Here is an 18,084-nt window from a genome sequence, read left to right as displayed (position 1 = left end):
GTCACAACTGGTTTAGATTATGGCGATGTTCAGAGCGAGGCTCGGGGTCCGAACGCGGATTCTGGCGATCGCGCTCGTGCCGAGCCTGACTCTGCTCGTGGTCGGCGTGGGCGCGGCGGGATATCTGGTTACCGAGGGAAATAAAGCCAAGGACTGGGCGTCGCAGAATCAGCAGGCGATACCCTCGACCCGCGAATTGCTGGAGGCGGTCCAGGGCGAACGCCAACTGACGGTGGCCGCGCTGACCGGCGATGATACGGCCACCCCCGCGCTCGGTGTGGCCCGGATGCGCCTCGACGGCGCGCTGAAGGGCCTGATCGATGCCTCCGCCGGACTGCGGGCGGTGGATGATTCGAAGATCGGCGACAACGCCGCGAACTTCATGACACTGTCGACGTCGATGAGCCAGGTCCGCACGCTCACCGATGCCGGGACGCTGCCCGTCGCCGACGCCTACAACTTCTACAACCGGCTGCTCGACATCATCTCCTTCGGCACCGAGCTCGCCGAGCAGTCCGCGCCGGATGCCGAGATCGGCGTGCATATCGCCGACGGTATGCGGATCTTCCTGGTGGCCGAGGCGATGTCGCGCAGCACCGCGCTCGCGGGGATGATCGTCAACGCGAACGGGCCGACCCCCATTCCGATGGAGGAATTCCTGCGCCAGATCGGCTTCTATCACGCCGAGGCCGCCAATCTGGCCGGCGAATTGGACCCGAATCAGCAGGAGAGCCTGCACACGCTGATGGCGAGCCAGGCCTGGCAGCAGCTGAGCGCCATGGAAAACGCACTGGCCCAACGCACTACGACAGCGACGAGCACTACCTCCGGTTCGTCGAGTTCAGCCAGTTCGTCGAGCAGCGGCACCAAACAGGCGACGCCGCCCGCCCTGCCGTTGAGCACCCAGGAGTGGCACAGCGCGGCCGCGGAAGTGAACCGCGGGCTGATCGATGTGTGGATTACCCAGAACAAGTACTCACAGAAGTTGGCCGAGGACAAGGCCGCCGATGCCACCGCGCGATCCGCGTGGGCGGGTGGCGGCGTTGTCGTGGTCAGCCTGCTGGCGTTCTTGATCGCGATCGTGCTGGCCAACCGAGTCATCAACCGGCTCAAGCGGCTTCGCGGTGAGACCCTAGCCCTGGCCGATGAGCGGCTGCCCGAGCTGATGCGTCGGCTCGGCGAGGGTGAGCTCATTGATCCGGAGGCCGAATCCGCGGAACTGAATTACGGTGACGATGAAATCGGTCAGGTCGCAAAGGCATTCCAGCACGCGCATGCCGCGGCCGTGGCGGGCGCGGTGAACGAAGCGCGCACCCGCGAGGGTGTGAAGGCGGTCTTCCTGAATATCGCGCACCGCAGCCAGATCGTGGTGCACCGGCAGCTGGAAATTCTCGACAAGGCCGAGGACCGCCAAGAGGATCCAGCCCTGCTGGACACCCTGTTCCGGCTCGATCACCTCGCCACCCGCGAACGTCGCAATGCCGAGAATCTGATCATTCTCGGCGGTGGTCAGCCGGGTCGGCAGTGGCGCAATCCGGTGCCGCTGATCGATCTGGTGCGCAGCGCGGTCGGCGAAACCCTGGACTATGCCAGGGTGCGCGTGTCGCGACTGCCCGAGACCCATGTGCTCGGCGCGGTCGTGGCCGACCTGATCCACCTGCTCGCCGAGCTGGTGGACAACGCGACCTCCTTCTCGCCGCCGCAGTCGCGGGTGGAGGTGAGCGGCAATGTGGTCGGCAAGGGCGTGGTCGCCGAGATCAGCGACCAGGGCATGGGCATGACCGAGTCCGAGATCGCCCGGGTCAACGAGATGCTGCGCAAACCACCGGATTTCGGTGTCGCGGCATTGTCCTCGGACTCCCGGCTCGGACTGTTCGTGGTCGCGCAGCTCGCCGCACGGCACGGGGTTTCGATTCGGCTCTCGGAGTCCGATTACGGCGGCATCCGCGCCATCGTGCTCATCCCGTCGGCCCTGCTCGCCAATGAAGCACCCGCTCTGACAACGGATTCCGAACCGCTGGAGTCGGCGCGCAGGCGACGGCATCCGGTCCCCTTCGTCGACTCCTCCCCCTACGGTGGCGCGGAAACCGAGTCCGCGGTGCTCACCGCGCCGCCGGTGGCACCCCCCGCCATCGAGGCATCGGTGCCGCCACCATCGTTCGAGGCGCCGCAGCCGACCGCCGCGGACACCAGGCCCGCGCTGCCGCGCCGGAACCGGCAGGCCAGCATCGCACCGCAATTGGCGCAGCCCGCCGCAGTCGAGCCCGAAGCGGAGCAGCCGCCGGAGCGGGAGCGTTCCGCGGAGCAGGCGCGAGATCTGATGTCCGCCATCGAAAACGGGACCAGGCAGGGCCGCCGCGCCGCCCCCGATACCGTGCTGCCCGAAGTGGCGGCCGCCGAGCAATTCGGCACCTATCAGGGACCGAGCGGTAAACACTCCGATGAACAGGAAGGCAACGGTGACTTCTTCCAGCCCCGGTGATCTCAACTGGCTCCTCGACGACCTCGTCGACCGACTGGCCGGCGTGCGCTATGCGGTGGTGCTGTCCACCGACGGCCTACTCCTCGGCCGCTCCACCACAATGACCCGCGAAGACGCCGAACACTTCGCCGCCATGTCCTCCACCCTCTACGGCCTGGCCCGCAGCGCGGGCAGCCGCTTCGACGGCGGCGGCGTCCGCCAAGCCGTCATCGAACTCGATCGTGCGGTGCTGTTCGTGACCTCCGCAGGCGACAACGCCTGCCTGGCACTACAAGCCGCCGAATCAGCCAACCTCGGGATGGTGGCTTACGAAATGAACGTCACCGTCCAACGTGTCGGCACCTATCTATCCACCCCAGCGCGTTTGCCATGACGCACGGCGGTGGGCAATGGTTCGACGACGAGGCCGGTCCGCTGGTCCGGCCTTATGCGGTCACCCGCGGGCGGGTGATGGGGGCAGGCCATGACCTGGACATGCTCACCGTGGTCGTCACGGCCGATCCGCCGCCCACCCTGCGGCGGACCGATCCGGAATACGCGGATATCGTACGACTGTGCCGCGCACCGCAGTCGGTCGCTGAGGTGGCGGCGTATCTGAAACTTCCCTTGGCGGTGACCAAGATTCTCGTCGGCGATCTGATCGGCGAGGGACACTTGATCTTCCGGGCGCCGGTGCAGCCGGACGCAGGACCCGGCGATCTCAACATATTGCGAGCGGTACTCGATGGCATCCGAAAACTTTGACCCCACCCGGCCAACCACTGCGACACCGCAACTGGCGGCCTCGGTCAAAATTCTCATCGCCGGCGGATTCGGCGTCGGCAAAACAACCATGGTGTCATCGATCAGCGAAGTCGCACCCCTACGCACCGAGGAACTGATCACCGAAGTCAGCACCGGGGTCGACGACCTATCCGGCGTCGAACACAAAACCACCACCACAGTCGCACTCGACTTCGGCCGTATCACCATCGACCGCGACCTCGTGCTCTACCTGTTCGGCACACCCGGCCAGGACCGATTCTGGTTCCTCTGGGACGAACTCTCACGCGGCGCACTCGGCGCAATCGTCATCGCCGACACCCGACGCCTCGACAACTCCTTCGCCGCCGTCGACTTCTTCGAACGCCGCGGACTGGCATTCCTCGTCGCAGTCAACTGCTTCGACAACGCCCCCGTCTACACCATCGACGAAGTCCGCGACGCACTCGACCTAGACGATCACATCCCGGTCATGCTCTGCGACGCCCGCGACCGCGCCTCGTCCAAGGAGGTGCTGCTGAACCTGGTACAGCACCTCATCGAACGAGCCGGGCGGGCTCCGGTCGCCACCTGATCGCGGCCACGCGATCTTCGAAGCCGTTGTCGGCCAGGAAGACCCGGACCGCGGCGAGGTTGTCGTGCGGGTTCCAGCTATGGTGTCGGTGCTCATTTCTGGTGCCCTTGAACGCGGAACACGGTTCGTCGATCCGGATCGATTCACGGTCGAACGATCAACCGGAAGCCCAGATGTGAGGTCGAGGTCTCGACAGCCTGGGCCATTCGGGCCGCGGGCCGGTACCGCCGGCAATAGTTCAGGGCGCACAGGTGTGAGCCGCCCTTGATGACGCGGCGGCCGATGCGCGGCTGCGCTCGGTCGCGACTGTCTTCTTCCGTGCCGCCCTGCGGATCGACGGCGAGACAGCAGGCATGCGCTTGGCCCTGGTGAGCGGTGTACCAGTCCTGGGTCCACTCCCACACGTTGCCGACCATATCCACCAGGCCGTAGCCGTTCGCAGGGAAGGAACCCACCGGCGAGGTTCCTTCGAATCCATCCACTTGTGTGTTGCGGTACGGGAATTCGCCGTGCCAGGTGTTGGCCATCACCGTATTCCCCGGCTCGAATTCGTCACCCCACGCGAACTCGGCGCCCTCCAAACCCCCTCGGCAGGCGTACTCCCATTCGGCCTCTGTCGGTACGTCCTTACCCGCCCAGTCGGCGTATGCCGCGACGTCGTCCCACGCGATGTGCACCACCGGATGGTCGGGCCGCTTCCGGATCGAGGTACCCGGTCCCTGCGGATGCCGCCAATTCGCACCGGGAACCCAATGCCACCACTGATACGGGCGGTCCAAGCGCACAGGACGATCCGGCTTGACGAACACCGACGAGCCCGCGACCAGTTGATCAGGATCGGCATCGGGGTAGTCAGCAGCCATCGGCGTCCGCTCGGCGACGGTGACGTAGCGGGTGCGGGAGACGAATCTGGCGAATTCGGTATTCGTCACCGGACGCGGGTCGATCCAGAATCCGCCGACCGACACCCGGTGTGCCGGCGCCTCCTCGGGATAGTGGCTGTCCGAGCCCATGGTGAACGTGCCGCCCTCGATCCACACCATCCGCTCGTGCCCGCCCGGTGCCGGTGACCGGGTAGGGGTGGTCGGCGAATTCCTGGCACCGCTGTCGGAGGCGCGGCTCGAATCCGGACGATGATCACTGTGCTGTAGCCCCTTCGCTGCTCCACTCATACCGTCCAACTATTCACCGCCGACGAAAGTCCCGGTATGTGATTCGATTTCATTACCGCGGCGGTCTTGTTCCTCATCTGGCATCCCAGTGGTTATCGCGGCATCGGCCGGGCCTGCGGTGTATCGTCAAGCCTGTCGCAGGGTCGGCCGTCGTTGCCGATACTGGTGCTCGATCGCGACCCCGACCGCGAGTTCGACTACGTAGCGGCGCCGAGCAGGCGGTCGACTATCCGACGCGCACGGCTGGACGTTGGTCGGCATCAGGAACGACTGGGCGACGGTATTTGAAGCGCCGCAGGGCAACTCGCCTTGATTCCTTTCGAGGCGAGAGCCGCAGCTCGACGCCCGACCTCGTTCTCACCCGTCGTGGGTGAGGGAGCGTAGCGCCGGCTGCCCGGATTTCGCTCGGGGGGCTACCCATCGGGGGTCTATCTGTGAGGAGAACGCCCATGGCAATCCCATTCCGCGGTGTGGTCAACCTCGATATCCGCGATTCGGTCCCGGACTGGGGCCCTTACGAACAGCCCAAGGCGCCACCGGGATCGCCCAATGTCGTGTACATCGTGCTCGATGACGTCGGGTTCGGTGCCATGAGTTGCTACGGCGGTCCGATCGAGACGCCGAATATCGATCGGATCGCCGCGAAAGGCCTGCGCTACAGCCAGTGGCACACCACCGCGCTGTGCTCCCCGACCCGCTCCTGTCTGCTCACCGGCCGCAACCACACCACCAACGGCATGGCCTGCATCAGCGAGTGCGCGGTCGGATTCCCGGGAGCCAACGGCCACATCCCGCCGGAGTGCGCCACCCTCGCCGAGGTTCTGGTCGAGCAGGGCTTCAGCACGGCGATGGTCGGCAAATGGCATCTGTGCGCCGAGGACGAGATGAATCTGGCGTCCACCAAGCGCAATTGGCCCATCGGCCGTGGGTTCGAGCGCTTCTACGGATTCCTCGGGGCCGAGACCAACCAGTGGTATCCGGATCTGGTGCACGACAACCATCCCGTCGAGCAGCCGTCGACACCGGAGGAGGGCTATCACCTCAGCGTCGACATCACCGACCGAGCCATCGAATACATCGACGACGTCAAGGCCATCGCCCCCGATCGCCCGGTCTTCCTCTACTACGCCCCGGGCTGCGCGCACGCTCCGCACCACGCACCGCGCGAATGGATCGAACGCTACCGCGGCCGGTTCGACGCGGGATACGAGGCAATGCGCGCGGAAAACCTCGAGCGGCAGAAGCAGATGGGCCTGGTCCCACAGAACACCGAACTGCCGCCACTCAACCCGATCGGCACCCCCGAGACCCGCAGCGGACCCGACGGCGAGCCGTTCCCGCCGCTGGACTACACCCGCCCGTGGGACACCCTCGCCGATGACGAGAAGCGACTGTTCTCCCGCATGGCCGAGGTGTACGCGGGGTTCCTCTCCCACTGCGACGACCAGATCGGCCGCCTGCTCGACTACCTGGAGCGCATCGAGCAACTCGACAACACCATCATCGTGGTGGTCTCCGACAACGGGGCCAGCGGCGAGGGCGGACCGGATGGCTCGGTCAACGAGAACAAGATCGCCAACAGCGTCCCCGACGACCTCGCCGAGAACCTGGCCAAACTGGACGAGTTGGGCAGCCCCAAGACCTACAACCATTACCCGAACGGGTGGGCGGTGGCGTTCAACGCCCCGTTCAAGATGTGGAAGCGGTACTCGTTCAACGGTGGTACCTGCGATCCGTGCCTGATCTCCTGGCCCGCCGGGATCAACGCCCACGGCGAGATCCGCGACCAGTACCACCACGCCGTCGACTTGGTGCCAACTCTGCTGGACTGCCTCGGAATCGAACTTCCCGACATGGTGAAAGGACACGCTCAGGTGCCGCTGCAGGGGGTGAGCATGCGCTACAGCTTCGACGCGGCCAACATTCCGACCGCCAAGCACTCGCAGTTCTACTCCATGCTCGGTGGACGCGGAATATGGCACGACGGCTGGAAAGCCGTCACCACCCACCCCACCCTCAGCGGCTGGAGCCACTTCCCCGACGACACCTGGGAGCTCTACCACACCGAGGTGGACCGTTCCGAGATGCATGACCTGGCCGCCGAGGAACCGGGCAAGCTCGCCGAACTCATCGGCCTGTGGTTCTACGAAGCGGGGATCAACCAGGCATTCCCGCTCGATGACCGCTCGGCCGTCGAAATTCTCACCACCTCCCGCCCCCAGCTCACACCGCCGCGCAACCGCTACGTATACCGGCCGGGTGGCGCGGAAGTTCCGGAGTCGGTCGCGGTCAACATCCGAAACCGCTCCTACTCGATCGGAGCGCTCGTCGACCTGCCCGGCCCGGACGCCTCGGGTGTGCTGTTCTCCCACGGCGGCCGGTTCGGCGGGCACGCCCTCTATATCAAGGACAACCGGCTGCACTACGTCTACAACTTCCTGGGCAGCGAGGAGCAGCGGATCATCGCGACCGAAGATTTACCGACCGGCCAGAACCTGATCCTGGCCGCCTCCTTCGACAAGGACAGCGAAGATCCGCCCGGCACCGCTCGCGGACTCCTGAGCCTCTACTACGGTGAGCGCAAAGTCGGCGAAGGCCGAATCCGCACCCAGCCCGGCAAATTCAGCATCGCCGGGGAGGGCCTCCACGCCGGCCGCGACAACGCCGAAGCCGTCACCGACGACTACCCCGGAACACGACCCTGGTCCTTCACCGGCGGCACCCTGCACCGGGTCGCTGTCGATGTCAGCGGCGAACCGTTCGTCGACCTGGAACGCGAAGCCGTCGCCATGCTCTCGCGCGAGTAACGGCACGGACCTGTCCGGAAGTCGGGGCTCTGCCGTGGTGATGCCCGGCACGCACTGCGACGTCGAGACTTCCGCCGATGCGGTGGACACCGCGATCCAGGGTCCCACGTCGAACCGAGGAGATGGGCATGACTGTCGGGGAACGTCCGCCACCGATTGATCGGGATCGTGGCGGTGGGCCCACGCGGCGGTCATTGCCGGGCAATTCACCAGCCGGGGATCCGCTTCCGAGCTGGAGGGACTCCGTCAGCAAACAGGCAGTGGTGGACTTCGTCGATCGGGTCACCACCGAAGGTGGCAGCAGGCCGCCTACACCAGGGACTACGGGTGGCTGAACGACGTGATCACCAAGCACTACCACGGCGACGACAGTGAGCTGAAAGTGCTGGCCGCCGGTGTCCTGGCGGCGTTCGCGGAAACCAGTGTGGACGAGTTCGAGGCCCACGCCGGCACGTTCCTACGCACCGCCCGACATCCCACCCTCGACCGCGACTACCTGGCGTGCAGTTACGCACCGATGGTCGAGCTACTGAAATACCTGGACGCCCACGGGTTCCGCAACTACATCGTCTCCGGCGGCGGCCGCGACTTCATGCGGCCGATCAGCCAGGACGTGTATGGAATCCCGCGGCAACGGGTCATCGGCAGCGGGGTGTCGCTGGCTTGGAAGGACAACGGATGCGGCGGCACCCTCGTCCGCAAGCCCGAGGCCGATGTCTTCGACGACGGTCCCGAGAAGCCGGTGCAGATCTGGAACCGTGTCGGTAGGAGGCCTCTGCTGGCGGCGGGAAACAGCAATGGCGACATCCCGATGCTGCAGTTCTCCGAACAGCCGAACCGCCCCGCGTTGCGGTTGCTGCTGCTGCACGATGACCCCGACCGCGAGTTCGACTACGTCGCGGGCGCCGAGCAGGCTCTCGAGCTGGCCGGTAACAACGGGTGGACGGTAGTCGGCATCAAGGACGACTGGACCACCGTCTTCTGACCGATCCGCCCCTCCAGCATCCCGGCCCGATACCCGCCGTGGACATGTGAGTGGCGAACGGATGCATCAATACCCGTTCACCACAAGATGATTCACGGATGAGTGCGGATACCGCGGGACCGCTGCTGACGCACAAGCTGAATCTGGATCTGATCGCCGAGCACTACGCCGATGGCTGCTGAAGTTCGGGCACGCCACCGCATCACTGGCGAATAGTCTGTGGGCGGGGGGAACATGATGAGTATTGAGACATCTATCCCGTTGTGCTAAACGGCATTTCATGTCCTGTGCTTATGGAGTTGGCCCGCTGCCGACGCTGTGACCTGGGGTGGGCCGTCCTCGATGGCAGAACGAGCGTGTGACTTCACCGGTGCAGGTGGTCCGTTCGACTTTCCCGTTGTGCGAAGCGGCATTTTATGTCCTCTCCGGCGGGCCAATAGCGTCGGATTCATGGATTGGAATTTTCAGTCGGCGGAAGAACTCACGACCGCCTTGCATGCTGGTGAAGTGACCTCGGTGGAACTGACCGATGAGGCGATCGCGCGTATCGAGCGCGACGACAAGGCGATCAACGCGATCTGTGTACCGGATTTCGACCGTGCGCGGGCCGCCGCGCGCCGCGCCGACCAGGCGCGCGCCCGTGGCGAGGATCGGCCGCTGCTCGGCATTCCGGTGACGGTCAAGGAGTCCTACAACATCGCCGGGCTGCCCACGACCTGGGGCATGCCGCAGCAGGCGAACTACGTGCCGACCGAGGACGCGGTACAGGTGTCGCGGCTGAAGGCGGCCGGCGCGGTGCTGCTCGGCAAGACCAATGTGCCGTTGATGCTGCGAGATATCCAGAGCTTCAACGAGATCTACGGCACCACCAACAATCCGTGGGATCACGGGCGCACGTCGGGTGGGTCGTCCGGCGGTTCGGCGGCGGCCCTGGCGGCCGGATTCGGCGCGCTGTCCATCGGCTCCGACCTCGCCGGTTCGCTACGCACCCCCGCGCATTTCTGTGGTGTATACGCGCACAAGCCGACACTCGGACTGGCGCCGACCCGCGGCATGGTCGCGCCGCCCGCACCGGCCTTGCCGATCGACCTCGACCTCGCCGTCGTCGGCCCGATGGCGCGCACCGCCCGCGACCTCGCGCTCCTGCTCGACGTGATGGCCGGACCGGACCCGCTGACCCACGGCGTCGCCTACGACGTCGCACTGCCACCCGCGCGCCACGAGCGGCTGTCGGACTTCCGTGTCCTGATCATCGAGGACCATCCGCTCATTCCGACCGGATCGGCGGTGCGGGCGGGCGTGAACCGGGTCGCCGAGGCGCTCGTCGACGAGGGCGCCCGCGTCGAACGGCACAGTCCGCTGCTGCCGGATCTAACCGAGGCCGCGACCCTCTACATGCAGCTGATGCTGTCGAACGCCGCCGCAGGTCTTCCCGTCGACGTGTACGAACAGCTGCGGACCCACGCCACCGCCCTGAGCGCGGACGAGAGTCTCGATGCGGCGCGGCTGCGCGGCATGGTGCTCAGCCACCGCGACTGGGTCGAGGCGAACAACCGTCGCGAACTCCATCGCCACGGCTGGCGGCAACTCTTCGCCGAGTTCGATGCCGTGGTGTGCCCCATCACGCCCACTCCCGCCTTCCCGCACGACCACAACGGAGGTCTGGAGAACCGGCACATCGACATCGACGGCATCGACTACCCGTACTTCGACCAGTTGGTCTGGGCCGGTGTGGCGACCATGCCCGGCCTGCCAGCCACCGCCATACCTGCGGGCCGGTCCCCCGAGGGCCTGCCGGTGGGAGTGCAGCTCATCGGTCCGATGTTCGAGGACCGCACCCCGCTGCGGCTGGCCGAACTGCTCGAGCAGCAGCTCGGCGGCTTCCAGGCACCGAAGTAGGGCGTACTACCCGGGTGTCCGACCGCCCACCGGCACCTCGCCCAAGCCGGAGGCAGCTGGAACCGCTACGCCCCTGGCGATCACAGCCGATGAAAGCCGACTATCACTGGACCGAGTCCCGTCCGCACTAGCGTTTCGATGTGATCGAAGTCCATTCCCGCGGGGTATCAGCGTCAGCACGACCGGTAGTTCCTTGATCATCGGATCCGCCGAAATATCCTGGGCGCGTGCGCAAGACATGGCCGTGGGTGCCATGGACGCGGCGGTCGGGGCGGATTCACCGCGCTCGGCCGGCATTCCGGCCAATGCCTTATAGCCGTGCAGGGCGGTCAGCGCGGTCCGGGCATTGTCGAGAATAGCCAGCATGGCATCCTCGCTGAGTTCCACGAGTTCGGGGACTTCGGCGAGCGGTGCCGGCCACAGGTCTTCTGCCAGCGGCCGCAGCGGATCCGGGAAGGTCTCCGCGCATTCAGGCTTGATGCAACCAGGAGATGAAGAGCAGCACGCCACCGACGGCCAGCAGCAGTGATACCGGAATCGGCCACCACGGGCCGTGCCGACCGAGCAGCCGGCGGGTCAGACGCACCTGCACCGCACCGAGTCCGGCCAGCGCCAGTCCCCATACGGGCAGTAGCCCAACCCCGAGCAGTGCGTGTACCGCCCACGCGCCCGCCAGCGTTGGACCACCCCACGAATGCTCGAGATCGTTGTCCGCGATGAGCGGATAGCAGATTCCGCGCACCGCCGCGATTATTGCCAGGAAGGCAAGAAACCAGGTCAGCAGGCCGATCGCACCGGCCAGCACCGAATGCATGACCGCACGCACTGCCAGGGAATCTCGCGGCGCGATGAAAATGCCCAGCAACCGGCGCGGGACCCGAAACCTGCTCGCTATGGGACCGAGACCGATCACCGGCGCAACCAACGCATATGCGGCCCAACGCAACAGTGAGCGAACCGTGGTCATGCCATCGACCGTATCCCGCGCAGCGGATGCGCGGGCACCTCAGGCCAATCGGCCCGCATCGACGAGGTCGTCGAACAGCAACTGATCGACCGGCGGCACCAGCGCGCGATCCGCATAGGAGAACCAGGCGACCTCTTCGATTTCACTGCTGGCCGCGAGGGTGCCGCGGTAGTCGGCGGTGTAACAGCTCATCCGGACGACCACATCGCTGGCCGGTCCATGCAGTGCGGCCTCGTAGGTGCCGACGTGGGCGACGGTGTCCGGGAGCAGCGCGACGGTCAGTTCTTCTTCGATCTCACGCAGCAGCGTCTGCAGATCGGACTCCGTGCCCTCGCGTTTGCCGCCCGGAATGTAGAAGATGTCCTTGCCCTTCGGGCGCGCGCACAGGATGCGGCCGTCTTCGATGCGTACCCACGCGACCGTGTCGATCAGCTTCCGCACTCGCCCATCCGCCACCGCCGCAGCCTAATGGACGTATCGATCAATGGGCGTGCTGGAGGTCGGCGGGCAGGATGGAGCGCCCGCCCGCCGCGCCGGGACCATCGACGGGGCGCAGGTCCTGCCCGCGTACCCGCTCACCGCATTCGGCGCAGACCGGTTCGATCACCGTGGTCTTACCGCAGGATTCGTGCACGACCTGCACCGGCGGGCCGTCAGGTGCGGACCACTGGTCGCCCCATTGCCGCATGGCATTGACGACGAGCCAGAGTGAGCGACCCTTGGGGGTCAGCCGATAGTCGTAGCGGACCGGATTCTCCTGGTAGGGCACCTTGACCATGATGTCGTGCGCGACGAGGTGTTCCAGGCGCTGGGTGAGCACATTGCGCGCGATGCCGAGACGTGCGCGGAAGTCGTCGAAGCGGGTCACGCCGAAGAGTGCGTCGCGCACGATCAGCAGCGTCCACCATTCGCCGACCACCTCCAGACACTGGGCGACCGAGCAGTTCATCTCGTCGAAGCTGGTCCTGCGCATGAGCCTCAGCATAGTCGGTTGCTTCAAAGAACTCACTAGCCTATGGTTCGTTTCATGATGCAACTGACTAGCCGGCTGGGCGATGAGTTCGCACTGGCCGAGACCGACTACCGCATCTGGCAGGCCCAGATCGACAAGTCCTGGCGCGGCTGGACGGGGCCACACGGTGGCGTGATCGCCGGACTGCTGGTCGAGGTCGCACGACGCGCAGGCGGCGCCGATCTGCCGGTGCGCGCGGTGGATCTGCGGTTCCTCGGCCGCCCGACCGACGGAGTCCTCACCTTCCGGGCAATCGCGCACCCAATGGGGCGCAGCACCGCGGTTGTCGAGGTGACGGCCGATCAGGAGGGCAAGTCCGTCGCGTCCGCCGCGGTCACCTTCGGCCGGACCACGCCGACCCGGGTACCCGACCTCCCGCCGACCACCGCGCCGGAAGTGCCCGCGCCGTACGACTGCGTCCAGTTCCGGCTGCCACCCGAAATCGTGCCCGTGGGAGCGCATTTCGAAATCCGTCCGGCCGCCGGGCCGCTACCGCTGACCGGCGCGGACGAGGCCTGGATGTGCGCGTGGATCTCTCTGGTCCCCGAACTGCCGATCGACGCGGCGACGCTCGCGGTGCTGGCCGACGCACTGCCGCCCGGCTTCTTCCCCACCCTGACCATGCCGGTCGCGGTGCCGACGGTGGCGTTCTCGATGCATCTGCACACCGATCTGGCCCGGCTTACCCAACAGCCGGTCCTCGTCCGCGCGACCAATGTCAGTACCGGTGGCGGTTGGGCGGTGGACGACATCGATATCTGGGATCGCGGCGGGGCACTGATCGCCTCTGCCCGGCAAACCCGCCGAGTCCTCGGCTGAATCGGGAGACTGTTGTCGCATCGCAGGAGATAGGGACGCCACCCACGCATGGTGATCATGACCAGGTGTGGTTACTACGCCACGTGCACGGTGAATCCGGTGTGGCCCATGGCTGCGGCGACGTGGTCGGCGGCGGCTTTGAGGTCGCGGGTCGGGGGTAGCGAGCCGTCGAAGGTGGTGACCGACAGATCGTCGGCGGTGGTCTCCCAAGTACCCGCGATACGGCCAGCGATGACCAGGATGGGAGAGATCCAACCCGCTGCCCGACTCACCCGGGCGCGATGTTCGGTGCGGAGTAGTTCGGTGTCGCCGGTGCCCGGACCGAGAACGTATTGGTCGAAAGCGCCCAGCAGGTGCACCGAGGTGCCGGTCGGATTCGTGGCGGCCAGTTCGTCGGCGTGTTCGGTGAGTATGTAGGCGCGCCGTCCCGCGATATCGACCTCGGTGAGTGCCTCCCCGAGTTCCGAGAACCACCGGCGCACCGTCGTTTTCTTCAGACTGTTGCGGCTGAGCCAAGCGTCGAAGGTTTCCGGGGTCGCCGGACCGTACGCGCCGAGGTAACCGGTAATAGCCAAGGGTGCGGCGGCATCGGGTTCGGGTAGACCGCGCCAACCGTTGATCAGATGGGCCGGGCTGGTGAAGGTGATCCGATTGCCTTGCGCGGGACCATGACACAGTGCCCCCTGCCAGGCCAGCGGCTTGAGCAGCGCACCCCAGCCGGAGCGCAATTCCTCGCCGAGCCGATGGAATGCGGGTTTGGCGACCAGCGCTTCGACCAGCTCGTCGCGGGTGAGCACCTCGCCATCGAGCACCTGCGCCACCGCATCGCCCAGCGCCGCGACCTCCGCAGGCGATGCCCCGAAGGTGCGCTGCCAAGCGGGCTTTTCCCAGGTGCGGGCGGACCCGATCAAGGAGAGGATCGCGGCCGCCATGTCGGGGGCGAGCGCGTGCAGAGTTCCGCGCATGGCCCAGGTCTTCATCAGGGTGCCCGCCGCCAATTCCGGTGGTAGCGCACCTGGATCGGGTTTACTGCGCCGCAGCGCCACCGCGAGATCCGCGGCCGCAGTCACCTGGGCCTGCACACCGCACAGCCGCTCGACGATCTGGGCGACCCCGACATCGTTGGGTGACGCGACGAATTGCCTGCGCAGCCGCCAAGCGAAAACCTGATCCCAGGTGACGTGCACCTATGCCCCTCCTCTTTTCTGCCGACCGACCGGACCCAACCCCTTACCGGCTCCGGTGCAGTACCGGATTCATCCCAGCACTGTGCTGCAGAACAGTACTCCGACCGCAATCTCGAGAAGACCCACTACGGTCGCCGCCATCACGGCGAGCAATGCGGTCCGGTTCGTCGCGCGACGCACCGCACCGACCGGCGCGACCAAGCGCTCGGCCCGATCCAGTACGGCAGTTGCCGCCGCGCTCAACGCGCCCGCCGGGAGCGGTTCGGTCGCGCCGACGATCGCGAGCAGGCCTCCGAGCAACGGCTCCCGGCCATGCGTGCGCGCCGCCGTATCGTCGGCGCACATCTCGAGCAGTCGGCCGATTTCGTGCACCCCGTCGGTCACCAGACGCATCCCGGGCAAGGTGATCGCGATGCCGCGCAGGAATCGGAGCAGTCCGGCATGCCGCTCGCTCAGATGTGCATGCTCGTGGGCGAGCACCGCGGCGAGCTGTTTGTCGGTCAGTGCGTCGACGGCCGCGCTGGTGACGACGATGGTGTCGGGCCGTCCCGGCACGCAATAGGCTTGGCGCTCCGGCGAATCCAGCACTACCGCACCGACGCCGGGCACGTGACGACCGACCATGCGAACGGCGCGTCCGTGTGCGATGGTTTTGCGTCGCATGTACAGCATCGCCTGTGCGGCGTGCGCCAGGATGCCGAGGAGCGCGACGGCGACCAGCGCCGCGCAGGTCAGGGTGCCCAATTGGACCAGCAGGCCACCGTGCAGGCGCATCGGCGTGGCCAGCGCGTCGAAGCAGTCGCGCAGCGTATCGATGGGATGCCAGTAGGTGGCGAATTCGACGATCAGCATGGCGCCTGCGATCGCCCACGCACCCAGTGCGCCCGCGATCGCGACCACCCACGCGAGCACCCCGAGGCGGGGCGCGACGCCGCGCCGGGTCAGTCTGCGCAGCACGGTCGGGCCGAAAGTGGCCACCAGGCTGCCGTAGATCATCAGGCTGACGGCTACGTTCACGGCGCCTCTGGGGTTTTGCGTGAGGTCAGCCGGCGCAGCGCGGCACGCAGTCCGGCCGACTCCTCCTCACTGATCCGATCGACGAAATGGCTGAGCACCAGATCCGAGCGCCCGCCCGAGCCCAGCGCCTCGAGCATGAGCCGCGCGCTGTGTTCCTCGCGGGTCAGCGTCGGCCAATATCGATATGCCTTGCCCGCGCGTTCGCGCGCCAACCAGCCCTTGCGGTGCAGATTGTCCATGGTCGACATGACCGTTGTGTAGGCAATACCGCGTTCGGCGGCCAGTTCGTCGAAGATTTCGCGGACCGTTGTGGTCTCCGCGTCCCGATCCCAAATGCGGTCCATGATCACCGCCTCCAAATCCCCGAATCCACGCACGATGCCGACTCCCTCATCAACTACTGGACATCTCTGACGTCCCAGAGTAGCTGGCTCGGCCTATTGCTACGTAGTCATACCGTAGATTCGCTCGATAGCGGTACGCTCTGCTCAGAGCTGAACACGTTCTCGGGATCGTATCGGGCCTTCACCTGACGTAGCCGCTCGCAGTTGGCGCCGTAGTACTCGCACCCGATCCAACGCTCGTCGTCCAACTCTCGGCGCTCTCACTCAATGCTCGAAGACGCTTACGTCTCAGGGCTCGGTCTCGAGTGCGTCGCGGTCGATCAGCACGCCGAGGAAGAACAGCCCCTACCGCGCCGCCGCGGTCCCTGCTCCACGCACCTCACCGGCACCCGCACCTTGTCCTCGACTGGACATAGAGTGCTCCCGTGGATGTGGTGGTCGCTGTGGGAATCGTCATTGGTGCGGTAATCGTCGTGCTGGGAGTAGTTGGCGTGCACTGGTTTCTGTGGCGGCGGCTCGTCTGGGATACGACCGAGCGCGGGTCGATCGCTCGCCGGGTGGGGACCGGGGTGATCGTCGGGGGGACAGCACTTTTGATCGGTGCATTTGCGTCCGAATCGGCCGGGGTTCCATTTCTGATCACCCAGATCATCGCCTGGCCCGGCTATCTGTGGGGCGCGCTTTTCGTCTATCTCGTGCTGTGGCTGTTGGTGGGTGAGCTGGTGCGGCCGCTTTTCCGGCGTTGGATTGCACATTCGAGGACGCCCGAGGACGCTGCGGCAACCGGGGCCGGAGATCATCCCGCGCCGGTTTCACGGCGACTCTTCGTCTCTCGAGCGGTGGGCGCCGCGGCGACACTGGCGGCGGTGACCACGGTCGGCTACGGCACCCACAGCACGCTGACCGGCCCGCGAGTAAAGCAGTTGACGGTGCCGCTGGCCAATCTGCCGCGCGCCGCGCACGGCTTTCGGATCGCGGTGGTCAGCGATATTCATCTCGGTCCGATTCTGGGCCGCGGATTCGCCGAGCGGGTGGTCGAGACGATCAACGGCACCCAGCCGGATCTCATTGCCGTGGTGGGAGATCTGGTCGACGGTAGCGTCGAACACCTGCGCTCGGCCGTCGAACCACTGGCGCGGTTGCGCGCACGACACGGTGCCTATTTCGTCACCGGCAACCACGAATACTTCTCCGGTGCCGAGCAGTGGATCGAGCATGTGCAGGAACTCGGACTGAAGCTGCTGGCGAACAGTCGCACTGAGCTGCCGTATTTCGACCTGGCCGGGGTCAACGATATTCAGGGCGAACGTATCGGGCAGGGGCCGGACTTCGCCGCCGCGCTCGGCGACCGTGATCTCGCGCGTACCGCGGTGCTGCTGGCGCATCAGCCGGTGCAGATCCATGATGCGGTCGAGTTCGGCGTCGACCTGCAACTGTCCGGCCACACCCACGGCGGCCAGTTATGGCCCGGGAATTACCTTGCGGGCCTGGCCAATCCGACCGTCGCAGGCCTGGAGCGCTACGGTGACACCCAGCTCTATGTCACGCGCGGAGCGGGCGCATGGGGACCTCCGGTCCGGGTCGGCGCCCCCTCCGATATCACCGTTGTCGAGCTGGCGTCAAAACAGGCGTAACGCGCTACGGTGCTGCCACACCTCCCACGACCGACTGGGCCCCATCGAATCTCCGGATGGGGCCCGGTCGAGATCAGGCGAGGTCGAATCGGTCGTTGTCGACCACCTTGACCCACGCGGCGACGAAGTCGTTCACGAACCTCTCCGCGCCGTCTTGCTGCGCATAAACCTCGGCCACCGAGCGCAGCACCGAGTGTGAGCCGAAGATGAGGTCGTTGGCGGTGGCCGACCACTTGGGCCGGCCGGAGGACCGGTCGAAACCTTCGTAGACGTTTTCCACCGACTCGGACGCCTTCCACTCCGTGCGCATGTCGAGCAGGTTGACGAAGAAGTCGTTTGTCAGCAGGCCTGGACGCTCGGTGAGCACACCGTGCTTGCTGCCGCCGTAGTTGGCGCCCAAGGCGCGCAGGCCGCCGACCAGTA

At 66.2% G+C, this 18,084-nt stretch carries 16 protein-coding genes and 3 pseudogenes; 10 read left to right on the top strand and 9 right to left on the bottom strand.

The window, feature by feature from the left end:
• Positions 1–25: 25 nt before the first annotated feature.
• From ON44_RS15330 to ON44_RS15315, 4 genes are read left to right on the top strand one after another with little or no spacing between them, the layout of a single operon-like run.
• Complete coding sequence (locus ON44_RS15330; protein WP_040690555.1) at positions 26–2,482, top strand: sensor histidine kinase; 2,457 nt, start codon at positions 26–28, stop codon at positions 2,480–2,482.
• Positions 2,460–2,855, top strand: coding sequence for a roadblock/LC7 domain-containing protein (locus ON44_RS15325; RefSeq protein ID WP_040690503.1), 396 nt, complete (start codon positions 2,460–2,462; stop codon positions 2,853–2,855). The genes ON44_RS15330 and ON44_RS15325 overlap by 23 nt, the downstream gene beginning before the upstream one ends.
• Complete coding sequence (locus ON44_RS15320; protein ID WP_040690502.1) at positions 2,852–3,226, top strand: DUF742 domain-containing protein; 375 nt, start codon at positions 2,852–2,854, stop codon at positions 3,224–3,226. The genes ON44_RS15325 and ON44_RS15320 overlap by 4 nt, the downstream gene beginning before the upstream one ends.
• Positions 3,207–3,818 carry a GTP-binding protein gene (locus ON44_RS15315; RefSeq protein ID WP_040690501.1) on the top strand — a complete coding sequence of 204 codons (612 nt, stop codon included), beginning with the start codon at positions 3,207–3,209 and terminating at the stop codon, positions 3,816–3,818. The genes ON44_RS15320 and ON44_RS15315 overlap by 20 nt, the downstream gene beginning before the upstream one ends.
• A 143-nt stretch (positions 3,819–3,961) precedes the next feature.
• On the opposite strand, the gene ON44_RS15310 is transcribed toward ON44_RS15315, so the two are convergent.
• Positions 3,962–4,861: a formylglycine-generating enzyme family protein gene (locus ON44_RS15310; RefSeq protein ID WP_051182055.1), complete on the bottom strand. Its 900-nt coding sequence runs from the start codon at positions 4,859–4,861 to the stop codon at positions 3,962–3,964.
• Between the two features lie 578 nt (positions 4,862–5,439).
• Here ON44_RS15310 and ON44_RS15300 point away from each other — a divergent pair.
• The 4 genes and pseudogenes from ON44_RS15300 (at position 5,440) to ON44_RS15290 (ending at position 10,681) form a co-directional block, all read left to right on the top strand.
• Positions 5,440–7,797: an arylsulfatase gene (locus tag ON44_RS15300; RefSeq protein WP_040690498.1), complete on the top strand. Its 2,358-nt coding sequence runs from the start codon at positions 5,440–5,442 to the stop codon at positions 7,795–7,797.
• Positions 7,798–8,057: 260 nt separating this feature from the next.
• A pseudogene (locus ON44_RS15295) lies at positions 8,058–8,782 on the top strand (haloacid dehalogenase-like hydrolase).
• A gap of 50 nt (positions 8,783–8,832) precedes the next feature.
• Positions 8,833–8,964 (top strand): hypothetical protein, encoded by a 132-nt coding sequence (locus ON44_RS53435; protein ID WP_281005171.1) that lies wholly within the window; start codon positions 8,833–8,835, stop codon positions 8,962–8,964.
• A gap of 268 nt (positions 8,965–9,232) precedes the next feature.
• Positions 9,233–10,681, top strand: coding sequence for an amidase (locus ON44_RS15290; RefSeq protein WP_040690497.1), 1,449 nt, complete (start codon positions 9,233–9,235; stop codon positions 10,679–10,681).
• Between the two features lie 469 nt (positions 10,682–11,150).
• Here ON44_RS15290 and ON44_RS15280 read toward each other — a convergent pair whose 3' ends face one another.
• Genes ON44_RS15280 through ON44_RS15270 form a run of 3 tightly spaced genes read right to left on the bottom strand, consistent with a single transcriptional unit; the run spans position 11,151 to position 12,621 of the window.
• A complete protein-coding gene (locus tag ON44_RS15280) occupies positions 11,151–11,648 on the bottom strand; it encodes a hypothetical protein (RefSeq protein ID WP_040690492.1) in 498 nt (165 codons plus the stop codon).
• 39 nt (positions 11,649–11,687) lie between these two features.
• Positions 11,688–12,104, bottom strand: coding sequence for an NUDIX hydrolase (locus ON44_RS15275; protein WP_083897896.1), 417 nt, complete (start codon positions 12,102–12,104; stop codon positions 11,688–11,690).
• Between the two features lie 25 nt (positions 12,105–12,129).
• Positions 12,130–12,621, bottom strand: a complete 492-nt coding sequence (locus ON44_RS15270) for a winged helix-turn-helix transcriptional regulator (protein WP_040690490.1) — start codon at positions 12,619–12,621, stop codon at positions 12,130–12,132.
• A 54-nt stretch (positions 12,622–12,675) separates the two neighbouring features.
• Between ON44_RS15270 and ON44_RS15265 the strand changes: the two genes are divergently transcribed.
• Entirely contained in the window at positions 12,676–13,479 is an 804-nt protein-coding gene (locus ON44_RS15265; RefSeq protein WP_040690548.1) for an acyl-CoA thioesterase, read from the top strand.
• Between the two features lie 74 nt (positions 13,480–13,553).
• Here the strand turns inward: ON44_RS15265 and ON44_RS15260 are convergent, their stop codons facing one another.
• The 4 genes and pseudogenes from ON44_RS15260 to ON44_RS53430 all read right to left on the bottom strand — a co-directional run.
• Entirely contained in the window at positions 13,554–14,666 is a 1,113-nt protein-coding gene (locus ON44_RS15260; protein ID WP_040690489.1) for a winged helix DNA-binding domain-containing protein, read from the bottom strand.
• Positions 14,667–14,735: 69 nt separating this feature from the next.
• Positions 14,736–15,683 (bottom strand): M56 family metallopeptidase, encoded by a 948-nt coding sequence (locus tag ON44_RS15255; RefSeq protein ID WP_040690486.1) that lies wholly within the window; start codon positions 15,681–15,683, stop codon positions 14,736–14,738.
• Positions 15,680–16,060 carry a BlaI/MecI/CopY family transcriptional regulator gene (locus tag ON44_RS15250; protein WP_040690485.1) on the bottom strand — a complete coding sequence of 127 codons (381 nt, stop codon included), beginning with the start codon at positions 16,058–16,060 and terminating at the stop codon, positions 15,680–15,682. Before ON44_RS15250 ends, ON44_RS15255 begins: the two co-directional genes overlap by 4 nt.
• A gap of 74 nt (positions 16,061–16,134) precedes the next feature.
• Positions 16,135–16,248 (bottom strand): annotated as a pseudogene (locus tag ON44_RS53430) (BBE domain-containing protein); the annotation flags it as partial.
• 222 nt (positions 16,249–16,470) lie between these two features.
• Here ON44_RS53430 and ON44_RS15245 point away from each other — a divergent pair.
• Positions 16,471–17,661, top strand: coding sequence for a metallophosphoesterase (locus tag ON44_RS15245; RefSeq protein WP_306306485.1), 1,191 nt, complete (start codon positions 16,471–16,473; stop codon positions 17,659–17,661).
• 73 nt (positions 17,662–17,734) lie between these two features.
• Here ON44_RS15245 and ON44_RS15240 read toward each other — a convergent pair.
• Positions 17,735–18,084: pseudogene (locus ON44_RS15240) on the bottom strand (catalase/peroxidase HPI); the annotation flags it as partial.

Origin of the sequence: Nocardia vinacea NBRC 16497, from assembly GCF_000308835.1 — a bacterium.
Taxonomy (GTDB): domain Bacteria; phylum Actinomycetota; class Actinomycetes; order Mycobacteriales; family Mycobacteriaceae; genus Nocardia; species Nocardia vinacea.
Note: the sequence above shows the minus strand (reverse complement) of the source record. Positions and strands in the feature narration are given on the sequence as shown.